We start from the raw sequence: 15445 nt of genomic DNA, 5'->3' as shown, positions 1-15445 counted from the left end.
ATATGGATCATCACATCCTCCAACCGTTGCTAATTGCGTAACTGGATAATGTTCCTTTTTTGTTCCTATTGCAAGCCCTTTTTGTTCCCCTTGTCATCAAGCAAATCAAATTTGCTGAAAACTTTGGGTTTTTGCTTTGTTCTTCTGGGTAACCGCACCCGTGAGGAGCCCGCTCATACGGGTAGGAAGCATTTTTTTGGGATTGTCTTACCGGAAAAAACCTACAGGTCCCTGACCAGGCCTTCGGACAGCGTTATTGCCCTGTCCATACGGCCCGCCAGTTCCAGGTTGTGAGTTGCGAACAGCGTCGCAACACCGGACGCCCGCACCAATGCCTGCAAGGCGTCGAATACATAGCCTGCAGTGTTGGGGTCCAGATTTCCCGTCGGTTCATCCAGAAGAAGGATACGAGGCGCATTCGCAACTGCACGGGCAACGGCAACGCGCTGCTGCTCCCCGCCGGAAAGCTCCGAAGGGCGATGGCTGCCACGCTCACCGAGACGCATGTATTTCAAAAGCTCGTCTGCTCTCTCCGCTGCCATCTTTCGCGGCAAGCCACGGATCATCTGTGGCATCATCACGTTTTCCTGTGCGGTAAACTCCGGCAGCAGGTGATGAAATTGATAGACGAACCCGATGTCGTTACGCCGGATGGCCGTGCGCTCATCATCCGACAGATCCGAACAGTTGACCGGTCCGAGGAAGACATCGCCCTCGTCCGGGCGCTCCAGCAAACCGGCAATATGCAAGAGGGTCGATTTGCCGGTTCCGGACGGCGCCACAAGGGCAACCATCTCACCGGCCTCGATGCGCAGATCTGCGCCGTTCAGGATATGAAGTTCGCGATTACCCTCGTCGAAACTGCGGGTAATGCCAGACAATTGCAGGGCGGCGGGCGCCAGTCCCGGTGCCTGGTTGGGGTCAACGGCCATGTTCATCTCCCGTCTCCCTATTCATATCTGAGGGCTTCAACGGGATCGAGCCGCGCAGCCCGCCACGCAGGATAGACCGTCGCCAGCAGTGACAACGCAAGCGCCATGACAAGCACTGTTATCGTCTCTCCGGAGTCAATCTCCGCGGGCAGCTGTGACAAGAAGTAGAGCGTCGGATCGAACAGTTCCGTCCTGGTAAGCCAGGAAACGAATTGACGGATGCTCTCGATGTTCAGGCAGACCAAAAGTCCAAGGAAGAAGCCGGCGAATGTACCGACGAAGCCGATGCTGGCGCCTGTTATCAGGAAGATCCGCATAATCGACCCACGCGTCGCGCCCATGGTCCTCAAAATCGCGATGTCCTTGCCCTTGTCCTTCACCAGCATGATCATGCCGGAAACGATATTGAGCGCCGCCACCAGGACGATCAGCGTCAGGATGATGAACATCACGTTCCGCTCCACCTCAAGGGCTGCAAAGAAGGTGACATTGCGCTGGCGCCAGTCGGTTACGAAAGCCGGCCGATCCGCAGCCTCCTCGATCGTGTCCTTCATGATACCGACCCTGTCGGGGTCAGCTACATAAACTTCGATACCGGTCGCCTTGGTATCCATGTTGAAATAGGCCTGCGCCTCTTCCAGTGGCATGAACAGGAAGGTCGCGTCGTATTCACTCATGCCGATTTCGAAAATGGCGGTGACCGGATAGGCCTTCAACCGCGGAGTAACGCCCATGGGGGTCACACTACCACGCGGTGAGATAATGGTGACATTGTCACCAAGGGTGATGCCGAGCTGTTGCGCCATGCGCGAACCGATGGCAACCCCCTCGCCCTCGTCGAACCCGTCAAGGGTTCCGGCCCGCACATTGTTCGCGATAAGCGGCACACGGCGCAGATCGCTTTCGTAAAGGCCGCGAACGAGCGCTCCGAAATTCCCTGCAGGTCCGGAAACCAACGCCTGGCCTTCCACGAAGGGCATCGCACTGACCACATCCGGCACACCCTGCAACCGGGCGGAAACCGCATCATAGTCCGTCAGCGGCTGGTCGATCGGCTGAACCAGCATATGACCGTTGATACCCAGGATCTTGCCGAGAAGCTCCGTCCGGAACCCGTTCATCACTGCCATCACGATGATCAGCGTTGCCACGCCAAGCATGATGCCAGCGAAGGAAAAGCCTGCAATGACGGATATGAAGGTTTCGCGGCGCCTTGATCGCAGGTAGCGCCCTGCAATCATCCATTCAAATGCGGAAAAGGCGCGTGTCGGGGCTGCCGGCTTGCGACCGTCGTCAATGTCCGCCGTATCTACCGCTGTCATTGTCCATCCAGTTCAGCACAGCCCCAAATTCAGCACAGCCCACCTACCGAAATATTTCCGGCAGGCCGGCTGGCCGCAGCAGACGCCGCGACCGAATCCCCACACAGAGGATCACCGGACTTGGTTAGTCCGTCAATGCCGCCGTCAGCTTGTTCAAGGTGGCTTCTGGAGAAAGCATTTCCTTTTCCCCAGTTGCCCGGTCCTTGACTTCCAGCAAGCCGTCTTTCAGTCCACGCGGCCCGGCAACGACCTGGAACGGCAAGCCAATCAGATCCATCGTCGCGAACTTGGCACCGGCCCGGGTGTCCGTATCGTCGTAAAGAACCTCGATGCCGGCAGCTTCAAACTTGGCATAGAGATCTTCACACACCGGATCCGTCAGCTCGTCACCCGGCTTCAGATTGACCAGCCCGACATGGAACGGCGCGACGGATTTCGGCCAGACGATTCCATTTTCATCATGATTGGCTTCGATCAAGGCGCCAAGAAGGCGTGAAACGCCGACACCGTAGGAGCCCATGTGGACCGGTACTTCCGTGCCTTCTGCAGTCGCTACCTTGGCACCCATCGCATCGGAATACTTGGTACCGAAATAGAAGATATGACCGACTTCGATACCACGCGCCGAAACGCGGATGTCTTCAGCCAGCGCACCGAAGGCGGCTTCGTCGTGCATTTCATCCGTTGCCGCGTAGGGCGTCGTCCATTCGGTCACGATCGGCGTCAGGTCGGAGGAGAAGTCCGTATCTTCCGCAGGCGTCGGCAGCTCCAACAACGACTTGTCGCAGAAGACTTCGCTTTCGCCAGTGTCGGCAAGAATGATGAACTCGTGACTCATGTCGCCGCCGATCGGGCCAGTGTCGGCTTTCATCGGGATCGCCTTCAGCCCCATGCGGGCGAATGTGCGCAGGTACGCGACAAACATCCGGTTATAGGCGTGGCGGGCCGATTCCTTGTCCAGATCGAAGGAATAGGCATCCTTCATCAGGAACTCCCGGCCGCGCATGACACCAAAGCGCGGGCGCACCTCGTCACGGAACTTCCACTGGATGTGATAGAGGTTCAGCGGCAGGTCCTTGTAGGATCGCACGTAGCCACGGAAGATGTCGGTGATCATCTCCTCGTTTGTCGGCCCAAACAGCATGTCCCGCTCGTGACGGTCGGTGATGCGCAGCATCTCCTTGCCATAGGCATCATACCGGCCACTCTCACGCCACAAATCGGCTGACTGGATCGTCGGCATCAGCAACTGGATCGCGCCTGCCCTGGCCTGTTCTTCTTCTACGATCCGTTCGATCTTGCGCAGGACCTTCAACCCAAGTGGCAACCAGGAATAGATTCCGGCGGACTGCTGACGAATCATGCCGGCACGCAGCATCAGCCGGTGGGACACGATTTCCGCTTCCTTGGGTGTTTCTTTCAGTATGGGCAGAAAGTAACGGGAAAGACGCATGAATGTTCTCTCAATCTTGGGCATCGCCTGTTTTGTGCGCAGTCAAAGCGCAAGCAGCCACCAAATACAAGCCCTTTGCGCAGGCATGCCTGCCTTATACAGAAATGACGGCAAAATAGCGCGCAAATGCAGGTATTTGCTGAAGTTTGCCGCCTAATTTTTTGCCGGCTTCAGAACTAAGGTCTTAGTACCAATTGCCGCCAAGGAAATAGGCAAGCAAAAAAAATAGCCTGTGCACGACAAATAGGTGACAAGGCTGAATCAATCCGCTAGTTTCCATCTTCATAACAAAAAGATGCCTTGGCAGAAATGCCAAGAGGCTCAAGGACATCGCGGTCTGAGTCTTGGGAGGAAGGACCCTCAGGCGCACCTTTTGGTTTGCAGCCGCCCAGCTGTACGGGAATACCGGACAGTAAGGGTACAGGGTCGAATTTAGACGCGGAACTTTACAAAGGCAGAGCTTGGCTCTGCCTTTTTTCTTTGCGGAATAGCGTCAGTTTTCTTGCAACCGGGCGGACTTGTCGTGGGATCCGAACAAATATGCCCCGGGAGGCGCACCCGTCAGTTGGACGGGTGACTGTAGCTGCCGGTTGGCGGGTTGAGGAACGGAATGTCGTCCAGCCCGAATCCCGAGTTGCGCATACCGAGGTATCCGGCAAAAACCACAGTAGTCACGATGGTGGTCAGGATGATTACCCGACGGAATCGCGGCTGCTCGGGAGCGCTTGGCTCGGTTCCTGGTACAACCTCGCCTGCTTCCTCCTGCGTCCGGCGCATGCCGAACGGCAGGATGGCAAACAGAATGATCCACCAGAGCATGAAATAGATGGCCATGCCAAACGCGATGGACATGAATTAAGCCTCTTCAAGTTCGGTCAAGGTACCGAGAAAATCCTTGGGATGCAGGAACAGCACAGGTTTGCCATGCGCCCCTATCTTCGGCTCACCGTCGCCAAGTACCCGGGCCCCATCTGCCAGCAGCTTGTCGCGCGCGGCAATAATGTCATCGACCTCGTAGCAAACGTGGTGAATGCCACCTGAGGGGTTCTTTTCCAGGAACTTTGCAATGGGAGAATTCTCGCCAAGTGGCTCAAGCAGCTCGATCTTGGTGTTCGGCAAGTTGATGAACACCGTGCTGACGCCGTGGTCCGGCTGCTCTTCCCTGGCTGAAACCTCTGCACCGAGAGTGTCCCGGTAGACTGCCGTTGCTGCTTCGATATCCGACACCGCAATGGCGACGTGATTGAGCCGTCCGATCATTTGCAAACCTCCGCTGTCAGCGGCCACTCAGGCCGCCGCGATGACTATAGTTGGGTCACCATCACCTTGCAGAGCGTCTTTTTGCCCCAGACGTTCAGGATCTCGGACCGGGCTGCACGGCGCGCAGCCTCCGCAACCAGATCCTTGTCCTTGCGCCGGTTCTTCGGGATGCTGGTAACAGCGCCCCTGACAGCCTTGATGACGATGTCCTCCATCGGATCACCTTCATCATCCGTGTCCGGCAAGCCCAACAGGACAACATTGGGGTCGTCCAGCAGCTCCCCGGATCGGTTGACCACCAGCGCGATCACCGCAGCGCCCGCAAACGAAAGCTTGCGCCGTTCCTTGACGCCGGTGACTTCCGGATCGTCCAGGATATCGCCGTCTTTCACCAGGATGCCTGACGGCGCCTCGTCGATGATGCCGGCACGCCCCGCACTCAGGCGGATGATGTCCCCGTTCTTGCCGCGCACCACTTCAGGCACCCCGAGGTCCTTTGCGAACGCGGCGTGGGCGGCAAGATGCAACGGTTCCCCGTGGACGGGAAGCACGACTTTCGGCTGGACCAGTTTGTAAAGCTGCTCCAGCTCGCCCCTGCGCGGGTGACCGGACACATGCACAAGGGCGTCACGGTCGGTGATGATGTCGACATCCTTGTCGGCAAGGTTGTTCAGCACCTCACCAACGGCTTTCTCGTTGCCGGGGATCGTGCGCGAAGAAAAGATGACCATATCGCCCTTTGACAGCGCGATGTTGCGATGGTCGCCGGCTGCGATCCTGGCGAGGGCAGCGCGGGCTTCGCCTTGCGATCCCGTGCACAAAAGCACGGTCTTTTCCCGCGGCAGGTAGCCATAGGCCTCTTCATCGTGAAACGGCTTCAGTCCATCCAGATAGCCAAGCTCTCCGGCAACCTCGATCACCCGGTGCATAGAGCGGCCGACAATCACCATGTCGCGGTCGTTCGCGGCGGCTGCTTCCGCAATCGCCCGAATGCGGGCGACGTTGGATGCAAAGGTGGTGACCGCAATTCGCTTGCTGGCCTTTGCCATAACTTTTTTCAGCTCGACGGCAACATCTGCCTCGCTGGGGCTGACACCGTCACGAATTGCATTGGTACTGTCACAGACAAGCGCCATCACCCCTTCCCGGCCGAGCTCGGCAAGCCGGTCCAGATCGATGGGAAGGCCGACGCCAGGCGTCCTGTCGATCTTCCAGTCGCCGGTGTGCAGAACCATGCCGGCAGGCGTGCGGATCGCCAGCGCGCAGGGCTCCGGAATGGAGTGCGCCATCGCAACAAATTCGACATCAAACGGACCAATCTTGTGGCGCTCGCCCTGCTTCACCACCGTCACCGGAACCTCTTCTGCTCCCGGCTCGCTTTCCGTCTTGGCTGCGAGCAGACCGGCAGTGAAGGCCGTTGCATAGACCGGTACCTTCAGGAAGGGCCACAGATGCAGGATCCCGCCGTAATGGTCTTCATGTGCGTGGGTAATCACCATACCGGCGATATTGTCGACTTCATCTTCCAGGAACTTGATGTCCGGAACGACTACGTCGATGCCCGGAAGCTCCGGTCCGGCGAAACTCACACCACAGTCGACGATCAGCCATGTCCGGTCATCTTCCGGACCATAGCCGTACAAACCGAGGTTCATGCCGATTTCGCCGACCCCGCCCAGGGGCAGAAACACGATGTCGTTGTTGTTGTTGTTTTTCTTGGCCGAAGCCATGGATTGCTCCTTTAAACGTCAGATCGGGCAACGGCCCGGCGCTCAAGCGCCAGGCAAAAACACATCACCCGCATAAATCGTTCGCTCACCGCCACCATCCTGTTTCAGGACCAGGTGGCCGCGCGCGTCCAAATCGGCAAAAGTGCCGGTAATTTCTTCCTGGGCAGTCCGAACCGTTATGGTCTTGCCCAGATGTGCCGCCCGTTTCAGCCAGGCTCGGCGAATTCCTTCAAAGCCGCCCGGTTGCTGCCAGCGAGACAGGTTGTCCGCCAGCGTCTCCGCAAGACATTCGAACAACCGTTCAGCTGTTACCTGATAGCCCAAGCTCCTGAGATCCGTCGCCTGATACAAGGACAACGGCGGGTGGGAAACACAATTGACACCGAAACCAAGGACAACTGCCTGCCGGCCATCGTTAAGCGTTTCAGCCTCCAGCAGGATGCCGGACAGTTTCGAGCCCTCTACAAGCAGGTCGTTTGGCCATTTCAGGCTTACCAGTTGCAGTGTACCTGCGGCTTTGTCAACGGCTTCCGCCAATGCAACGGCAGCAGCAAGCGGCAATTCGCCGATCCGTTCAGCCGGTTTTGGGTCGATCAGAAGCAGGCTGGCGAACATGTTGCCTATCGGTGAGGACCAGTCACGCCCGCGGCGCCCACGACCTGTGGTCTGCTCGTCTGCCCTGATCCACAGATGACCGGCGTCCCCTTGCCGTGCCTTGTCGAAACACAGCGAATTCGTGGAGCCGACAGTTTCCAGCTCCACAAAGCGAAAGTCCGGCGCACCTGGCGCCGGACGTTCATGTCCATAACTTGTCATGCGATCGATCAGAACAGCGACTGGGCAGCAGAGCTGGCCGCGCTGACGATCTGTCCCGGTGCCAGCCAGAAGAAGATCACGAAAACACTCGACAGGCCCAGTACCACGCGCAGCTCCATCGGCATGGCCTCGAAACCTTCAACAGGTTCGTCGAAGAACATGACCTTGACGATCCGCAGGTAGTAATAGGCACCTACTACCGACGCGACCACGCCGATCACGGCCAGCGGGAAGAGACCGGCCTCGACGGCCGCGCTGAACACGTACCACTTGCCGAAGAAACCGACCAGCGGCGGAATACCGGCGAGCGAGAACATCAGCAGACCCAGCAGGATTGCCATCGGCAGGTTTGTCTGGGACAGTCCGGCCAGATCACCGATCTCCTCGACCATGCCATCCTTGCGGCGCATGGACAGGATGCAGGCGAAGACACCAAGCGTCATGCCCATGTAGGCGATCATGTAGAAAATGACGCCTTCGACACCTGTCTGGGTGCCGGCAGCAAGACCCACCAGCGCGTAGCCCATGTGACCGATGGACGAATAGGCCATCAGTCGTTTCAGGTTGTGCTGACCGATAGCCGCGAAGGCTCCGAGTGCCATCGATGCGATCGACACGAACACGATGATCTGCTGCCAGTCGTTGGTAACCGGCTGGAAGGCCTCGATCACGATCCGGACCAGCATGCCCATAGCAGCAACTTTCGGTGCAGCGGCGAGGAATGCGGTAACCGGGGTTGGCGCCCCTTCATAGACATCCGGCGTCCACATGTGGAACGGAACCGCGGAAATCTTGAAGGCAAGACCGGCAAGAATGAAGGTCAGGCCGATCACCAGTCCGATGGAAGCGCCATCGTGGGACAGCGATTCCGCGATACCCTCGAAGGCCACCTGCCCGGTGAAGCCGTAAACAAGCGACATGCCATAGAGCAGCATGCCCGACGACAGCGCGCCCAGCACGAAGTACTTCAGGCCGGCTTCGGTCGAGCGCACGCTGTCCCGGTTGATGGCGGCAACGACGTAGAGCGAAAGGCTCTGCAGTTCCAGGCCGAGATAAAGTGCGATCATGTCATTCGCCGACAGCATCAGCATCATGCCGAGCGTCGCAAGAACGATCAGGATCGGATACTCGAAATGGTCGAAGGACTGGCTCTTGGCGTAGGCCCAGGACATGGCGATGGCAAAGAACGAACCTGCCAGCACCAGCAGTTTGAGCAAGTAGGCGAAATCGTCCAGAACGAACGAACCGCCGAACGTTTCACCAAAGGCCGGCACGAACAGAAGCACCAGGAAGGTGCCGCCGAGCAGGCCCATTGCTCCACCGAAGACGGCGTAGCTGACGCGCTTGCCGCCAAAGGCGCCGATCATCAGCAGCACCATGGCTCCGAGGGCCAGGATGATCTCCGGCAGTACCGGCTTGAGATCTGGCAATAGGGTCAATTCAGACATAGCTCTGTCTCGTCCTCGAAACCTAGTGGGCCGCCGCGGCAGACGCTGCGTGCTGGACAACGCCAGCCGCGTCGAGCGCCGCGGTGTATTGATTGATGAGATTGTCGACCGCACCCTGTGTCACATCCAGGATCGCCATCGGATAGAAGCCGAAGAAGATCGTCAGGATGATCATGGGGATCAGGATAACCTTTTCCCTGAGGTTCAGGTCGAGGATCGACTTGAGGCTTTCCTTCTCCAGCGCGCCGAAGACGACGCGGCGATAGAGATAGAGCGCGTAGGCAGCTGACAGGATCACACCGGTGGTAGCAAAGAACGCCACCCACGAATTGACCTGGAACGCCCCCATCAGCGTCAGGATTTCCCCAACGAACCCGGAAGTACCTGGCAGGCCGACGTTGGCCATGGTGAAAATCAGGAACGCAACCGCATACTTCGGCATCCGGTTGACCAGACCGCCATAGGCAGCGATTTCGCGGGTATGCATCCGGTCGTAGATAACGCCTACACAAAGGAAAAGCGCACCGGAGACAATGCCGTGGGAAAGCATCTGGAAGATACCACCCTGCACACCCTGCTCCGTCATCGTGAAGATGCCCATGGTCACGTAGCCCATGTGTGCGACCGATGAATAGGCGATCAGTTTCTTGATGTCTTCCTGGGCAAGCGCCACCAGCGACGTGTAGATGATCGCAACCACAGACAATGTGAACACGAAGGGTGCGAACATGTCGGAGGCAAGCGGGAACATCGGCAGGGAGAAGCGCAGGAAGCCGTAGCCGCCGAGCTTCAGGAGCACGCCCGCCAGAATGACGGAACCGGCGGTCGGTGCTTCCACGTGTGCGTCCGGCAACCAGGTATGCACCGGCCACATTGGCATCTTCACGGCAAAGCTCGCGAAGAAGGCCAGCCACAGCCATGTTTGCATCCCGCCCGGGAACTGATGCGCCAGGAGCGCTTCAATGTTGGTGGTGCCTGCGTTCCAGTACATCGCCATGATCGCGATCAGCATCAGCACCGAGCCGAGCAGCGTGTACAGGAAGAACTTGTAGGATGCATAGACCCTGCGCGCCCCGCCCCACACACCGATGATCAGGAACATCGGAATGAGGCCAGCTTCGAAGAACACATAGAACACGACCAGGTCCAGCGCGCAGAAGACGCCGATCATCAGCGTTTCCAGAACGAGGAAGGCAATCATGTATTCCTTTACCCGCTTCTGCACGCTGTCCCAGGAGGCCAGGATGCAGAACGGCATCAGGAAGGTCGTAAGGATCACGAAGAGGACGGAAATACCGTCAACGCCCATGCGGTAGCTGATGTTGCTTCCAAGCCATTCCCGGTGTTCCACGAACTGGAAGCCGGAATTGGCGTAGTCGAAATTGCCCCAGATGAACAGCGACAGAAGGAAGGTCACCGAGGTGGTCACAAGAGCGACCATCCGGATGTTCTTCTTGCTGCCCTCGTCATTCCCCGGAACTAGGAGAATGAAGAGCACGCCCAGCAGCGGCAAGAACGTCGTGAGTGACAGAATTGGCCAGTCAATCATTAGTGTGCACCCCCGCCGGTGCCTGCACCGGTGAACATCGACCAGGTGATAAGCGCAGCCACACCGATCAGCATCGCAAATGCATAGTGATAGAGATATCCGGTCTGCAGGCGGACGACCCAGGCGGTCACATTCTGAACACGGGAAGCAACACCGTTCGGGCCATACCCGTCGATCACGGTGCCATCGCCCTTCTTCCAGAGGACCCGGCCGAGCCACATGGCAGGACGGATAAAGATGAAGTTATAAAGCTCGTCGAAGTACCACTTGTTGAGCAGGAACTGGTAGAGGCCGGAATGGCGCTCCGCCAGCTGCTTCGGCATTTCCGGAGAGCGGATGTAGAACTGGTAGGCAACCAGGAAGCCGAGCACCATCATGACGAACGGGGACACCTTCACCCAGCCAGGAACTTCGTGCATGGCATGCAGGATGTGGTTGGTTTCACTGTTGAACAGTGCGCCCTTCCAGAACTCTGCATAACCTTCGCCGTAGAACGAACCGTAGAAGACCATGCCCGCCAGCACAGCGCCGATGGACAGGATGAACAGCGGCACGGTCATCACCAGCGGAGATTCATGTACGTGTTTCATCACATCGACAGGCGCACGCGGCTTGCCGTGGAAGGTCATGAACGTCAAGCGCCAGGAATAGAACGACGTCAGCGCAGCAGCGATAACAGTCATCCAGAAGCCGTAGAGGGCCATCGGATTGGCGTGTTCACCCACGGAACCGGCAAAGGCTGCCTCGATGATCGCATCCTTGGAAATGAAGCCGGCGAAACCGATATGGGTGAATGGAATGCCCACACCCGTCAGGGCCAGCGTTCCGATCATCATCGTCCAGTAGGTAATCGGAATATGCTTCCGAAGACCACCCATCTTGCGCATGTCCTGCTCGTCGGAAACGGCGTGGATCACCGAACCGGCGCATAGGAACAGCAGCGCCTTGAAGAAGGCGTGGGTGAACAGGTGGAAGATACCGATCGAATAGGCGCCGACGCCAAGTGCAACGAACATGTACCCGAGCTGCGAACAGGTCGAATAGGCGATCACGCGCTTGATGTCGTTTTGCACCAGACCGACAGTTGCGGCGAAGAAGGCCGTCGTTGCACCAAAGAACACGATGACCGTCAGCGCGGTGTGCGAAAGTTCCATCAGCGGAGACAGACGTGCCACCATGAAGACACCGGCGGTCACCATCGTCGCGGCATGGATAAGCGCGGACACGGGTGTCGGGCCTTCCATGGCGTCCGGCAGCCAGGTGTGCAGCAGGAACTGCGCCGACTTGCCCATGGCCCCCATGAACAGCAGCAGGCAGACAACCGTCATCGCTGCATGCGGATCAAGATGGTAGCCGAGGAAGGTCATCACCTCGCCGTGCTCCTGGATGAAGGACGGCGCGTCGTTGAAGATGGTGGTGAACTCGATGCTCTGGAACAGATAGAAGACGCCGAAGATGCCGAGCGCAAATCCGAAGTCACCAACGCGGTTGACGACGAATGCCTTGATGGCGGCCGCATTTGCGGACGGTTTCTGATACCAGAAGCCGATCAGAAGATAGGAGGCAAGGCCCACACCTTCCCAGCCGAAGAACATCTGCAGAAGGTTGTCTGCCGTCACCAGCGACAGCATCGCGAAGGTGAAAAGCGACAGATAGGCGAAGAAACGCGGCCGATGCGGGTCATGGTGCATGTACCCGATGGAATAGACATGCACGAGCGCGGACACAGTGGTCACGACGATCAGCATCACGGCGGTCAGCGTGTCGACCCTGATGGACCAGGACACCTTCAGATCACCGGTATCGATCCAGCGGAACAGATCGACGATCTGCATTTCCGAGCCGCCGAGCCAGAACCCGAAGAAAGTGATCCAGGACAGCAGCGCAGCGAGGATCAGGAGACCACTGGTAATATATTCACTGGCCTTGGCGCCGATGGCGCGGCCGAAAAGACCGGCGATCAGGAAGCCGATCAGCGGCAGGAACAGGATTGCGGAATACATCAGCTCCTACCCTTTCATCACGTTGACGTCTTCCACGGCGATGGAGCCGCGGTTCCGGTGGAAGACCACCAGGATCGCAAGGCCGATGGCGGCCTCTGCGGCAGCCACGGTGAGAACCAGCATGGTGAAGATCTGGCCCATCATGTCGCCGAGGAACGACGAAAAGGCGACAAAGTTGATGTTCACCGACAGCAGCAGCAGTTCGATAGACATCAAGATAACAATCACGTTTTTCCTGTTCAGGAAGATCCCGAAGATCCCGATCGTGAACAGGATCGCCGCGACCGACAGATAGTGCGACAGACCGATTTCCATGGGCGCCTCGCCGTGCTCCCCTCGTTTACCCCAACCGGAAACAGCACGGAGGAGCGTGCCGGTTCCCGGACTTTCTCGAAAACGCAACCAGGTTGCGTCAGATACCCTTGCCCGTTTCCACCTTGCGGACCTCAACTGAGGCTTCGCGGTTTCGCGCAACCTGGTCCGGAATGCTTTGACGTTTGACATTCGGCTTGTGGCGCAGGGTCAGGACGATTGCCCCGATCATGGCCACCAGAAGAACCAGGCCAGCGACCTGGAAGAAGTAGATGTATTTAGTGTAGAGCACAGACCCGATCGCCTGGATGTTGCTCACGTCGCTAAGTGCCGGCATCGGCTCTGCGCCGTGCCCGAGAACACCCGGTGCAATGATCCAGGCCCCCAGACCCATCAGCAGCTCGACCATCAGGATCACGCCGACCAGCGCGCCGACCGGCAGATACTGCAGGAAGCCCTGCCGCAGTTCGACGAAGTCCACATCAAGCATCATGACGACGAACAGGAACAGCACCGCCACCGCGCCGACATAGACGACCACCAGAAGCAGGGCCAGGTATTCGGCGCCCAGCAGAATGAAAAGACCAGCGGAATTCACAAACGCCAGGATCAGGAACAGAACCGACGTCACCGGATTGCGCGACGCGATCACCATGAATGCTGACGCCAGGGTGACGCCGGCAAACAGGTAGAAAAAGAGGGCTTTCAGGATCATTTCGAAGACCTGCCTGTCGTGTGGCCTTGCGGCCGGAAGTGCGGTGCCCGGCCGGATTGCCGGGCTGGAAACCATTGTTGGGTATGCTCCTAACGGTAAGGAGCATCCATTTCAATGTTACGGGCAATTTCGCGTTCCCAACGGTCGCCGTTCGCAAGCAGCTTTTCCTTGTCGTAGTAAAGCTCTTCGCGGGTTTCCGTGGCGAATTCGAAATTGGGGCCTTCGACAATTGCATCCACAGGGCAAGCTTCCTGACAGAAGCCGCAATAGATGCATTTGACCATGTCGATGTCGTAGCGCGTGGTACGGCGCGTGCCGTCGTTGCGCCGCGGTCCGGCCTCGATCGTGATTGCCTGTGCCGGGCAGATAGCTTCGCACAGCTTGCAGGCAATGCAGCGTTCTTCGCCGTTCGGATAACGGCGCAGGGCATGCTCACCCCGGAAACGCGGGCTCACCGGGCCCTTCTCGAACGGATAATTGACCGTTGGTTTCGGCTTGAAGAAGTAACGCATCGCCAGAACGAAGGCCGACACGAACTCCTGCAGAAACAGCGATTTGACGGCTTGACTAAGTCCCATCGCTTTTAGCCTCTCTTTCCTCAACCAGCCAGCTGACTGGCGGCCCAATAGCCGATGATCGGGAAACCGAACACCGGAACTCCAAAAATCAGTGCGCCCAGAGGCGCCTTGTGTCTGGCCGCGACACCACCGTCGCCGCCAGCTTGTCTGTTCTTCGTCTCCGCCGCCTGAAGCATACCCTTCAGGATCTTCCAATCGAGCCAGCCGACATAAAGACCGACGGCGGCACCGATTGCACCGGCGAGCGAGATCGTCACGCTGCGCCCGGTGCCCAGCCCATGATCATCAGGACTGCGGCGACGACCACGACCATGGCCAGCGACAGCGGCAGGAACACTTTCCAGCCCAGGCGCATCAGTTGGTCATAGCGGTAACGCGGAACCATTGCCTTCACCATGGCGAACATGAAGAAGCCAAGGAAACACTTCAGCAGGAACCAGACGATGCCCGGCACCCAGGTGAACGGTGCAAAATCGAACGGCGGCAGCCATCCTCCCATGAAGAAGATGCTCATAAGCGCGCACATCAGGCAGATGGCGACATATTCACCGAGCATGAACATCATGTACGGGGTTGAGCCGTATTCCACCATGAAGCCGGCAACCAGTTCCGATTCCGCTTCCGCAAGATCGAACGGCGGACGGTTGGTTTCAGCCAGTGCGGAGATGAAGAACACCACGAACATCGGGAACAGCGGCAGCCAATACCAGTTCAGGAACGACAGCCACGGCACACCCAGCATGTTGGCAAGACCGGTTTCCTGTGCCTGCACGATACCAGTCAGGTTCAAGGTGCCGGCACAAAGCAGCACTGTCACGATGACGAAACCGATGGAAACCTCATAGGAGACCATCTGCGCGGCCGAACGCAGCGCTGACAGGAAAGGGTATTTGGAGTTGGAAGCCCAACCACCGATAATCACACCGTACACTTCCAGCGACGACACTGCGAAGACGAAGAGCACACCGAGATTGATGTTGGCAATCACCCAGCCGTCGGCAACCGGAATAACGGCCCAGGCCGCCAGCGCCAGAAGCACGGATACCAGCGGAGCCAGCAGGAACAGAACCTTGTTGGATCCAGACGGGATCACCGGTTCTTTCAGAACGAACTTCAATAGATCGGCGAAGCTTTGCAGCAAGCCCCAGGGACCAACCACGTTCGGGCCGCGGCGAATCTGCACGGCAGCCCAGATCTTGCGATCCGCGTAAAGCACGTAGGCGACAATCACCAGAAGCACGACCATCAGCAGAATGCTCTGGAATGCCATCCAGAGGAACGGCCAACCGTAGGTCGTCATGAACTCAGCCATATCGGTCCCCTACCC

15 protein-coding genes are annotated in these 15445 nt (G+C 58.1%); all 15 read right to left on the bottom strand.

Annotation, left to right across the window (positions count from 1 at the left end):
- Positions 1-221: 221 nt before the first annotated feature.
- Positions 222-938 carry an ABC transporter ATP-binding protein gene (locus HEP89_RS20970; protein ID WP_022998443.1) on the bottom strand — a complete coding sequence of 239 codons (717 nt, stop codon included), beginning with the start codon at positions 936-938 and terminating at the stop codon, positions 222-224.
- Positions 939-949: 11 nt separating this feature from the next.
- The gene (locus HEP89_RS20965) at positions 950-2254 is read right to left on the bottom strand and encodes a lipoprotein-releasing ABC transporter permease subunit (RefSeq protein ID WP_022998442.1); all 1305 of its coding nucleotides are present in this window, start codon (positions 2252-2254) and stop codon (positions 950-952) included.
- 124 nt (positions 2255-2378) lie between these two features.
- Positions 2379-3707: a proline--tRNA ligase gene (gene proS / locus HEP89_RS20960; RefSeq protein ID WP_152510662.1), complete on the bottom strand. Its 1329-nt coding sequence runs from the start codon at positions 3705-3707 to the stop codon at positions 2379-2381.
- A 561-nt stretch (positions 3708-4268) separates the two neighbouring features.
- Positions 4269-4559 carry a DUF1467 family protein gene (locus HEP89_RS20955; protein ID WP_022998440.1) on the bottom strand — a complete coding sequence of 97 codons (291 nt, stop codon included), beginning with the start codon at positions 4557-4559 and terminating at the stop codon, positions 4269-4271.
- A 3-nt stretch (positions 4560-4562) separates the two neighbouring features.
- Complete coding sequence (mce, locus tag HEP89_RS20950; protein WP_006934701.1) at positions 4563-4967, bottom strand: methylmalonyl-CoA epimerase; 405 nt, start codon at positions 4965-4967, stop codon at positions 4563-4565.
- 44 nt (positions 4968-5011) lie between these two features.
- Positions 5012-6697, bottom strand: coding sequence for a ribonuclease J (locus tag HEP89_RS20945; RefSeq protein ID WP_055654514.1), 1686 nt, complete (start codon positions 6695-6697; stop codon positions 5012-5014).
- Positions 6698-6739: 42 nt separating this feature from the next.
- Entirely contained in the window at positions 6740-7513 is a 774-nt protein-coding gene (locus HEP89_RS20940) for a biotin--[acetyl-CoA-carboxylase] ligase (protein ID WP_075282115.1), read from the bottom strand.
- Positions 7514-7521: 8 nt separating this feature from the next.
- Positions 7522-8961, bottom strand: coding sequence for an NADH-quinone oxidoreductase subunit NuoN (gene nuoN / locus HEP89_RS20935; protein WP_022998437.1), 1440 nt, complete (start codon positions 8959-8961; stop codon positions 7522-7524).
- Between the two features lie 22 nt (positions 8962-8983).
- A complete protein-coding gene (locus HEP89_RS20930) occupies positions 8984-10510 on the bottom strand; it encodes an NADH-quinone oxidoreductase subunit M (RefSeq protein WP_022998436.1) in 1527 nt (508 codons plus the stop codon).
- Complete coding sequence (nuoL, locus tag HEP89_RS20925) at positions 10510-12513, bottom strand: NADH-quinone oxidoreductase subunit L (protein ID WP_055654518.1); 2004 nt, start codon at positions 12511-12513, stop codon at positions 10510-10512. The genes HEP89_RS20930 and nuoL overlap by 1 nt, the downstream gene beginning before the upstream one ends.
- A 6-nt stretch (positions 12514-12519) precedes the next feature.
- Positions 12520-12828 (bottom strand): NADH-quinone oxidoreductase subunit NuoK, encoded by a 309-nt coding sequence (gene nuoK / locus HEP89_RS20920; RefSeq protein WP_006934707.1) that lies wholly within the window; start codon positions 12826-12828, stop codon positions 12520-12522.
- A 97-nt stretch (positions 12829-12925) separates the two neighbouring features.
- Complete coding sequence (locus HEP89_RS20915; RefSeq protein ID WP_031268414.1) at positions 12926-13540, bottom strand: NADH-quinone oxidoreductase subunit J; 615 nt, start codon at positions 13538-13540, stop codon at positions 12926-12928.
- Positions 13541-13629: 89 nt separating this feature from the next.
- Positions 13630-14118 (bottom strand): NADH-quinone oxidoreductase subunit NuoI, encoded by a 489-nt coding sequence (gene nuoI, locus HEP89_RS20910; protein ID WP_006934709.1) that lies wholly within the window; start codon positions 14116-14118, stop codon positions 13630-13632.
- 20 nt (positions 14119-14138) lie between these two features.
- The gene (locus HEP89_RS20905) at positions 14139-14375 is read right to left on the bottom strand and encodes a hypothetical protein (protein ID WP_168692972.1); all 237 of its coding nucleotides are present in this window, start codon (positions 14373-14375) and stop codon (positions 14139-14141) included.
- Positions 14372-15430: an NADH-quinone oxidoreductase subunit NuoH gene (gene nuoH, locus HEP89_RS20900; protein WP_031268412.1), complete on the bottom strand. Its 1059-nt coding sequence runs from the start codon at positions 15428-15430 to the stop codon at positions 14372-14374. The genes HEP89_RS20905 and nuoH overlap by 4 nt, the downstream gene beginning before the upstream one ends.
- Positions 15431-15445 lie beyond the last annotated feature (15 nt).

This window comes from Labrenzia sp. 5N (assembly GCF_012395805.1).
GTDB lineage: Bacteria > Pseudomonadota > Alphaproteobacteria > Rhizobiales > Stappiaceae > Roseibium > Roseibium algicola.
The sequence above is the reverse complement of the archived record's forward strand: the minus strand, read 5'-3'. Positions and strand labels throughout refer to the sequence as shown.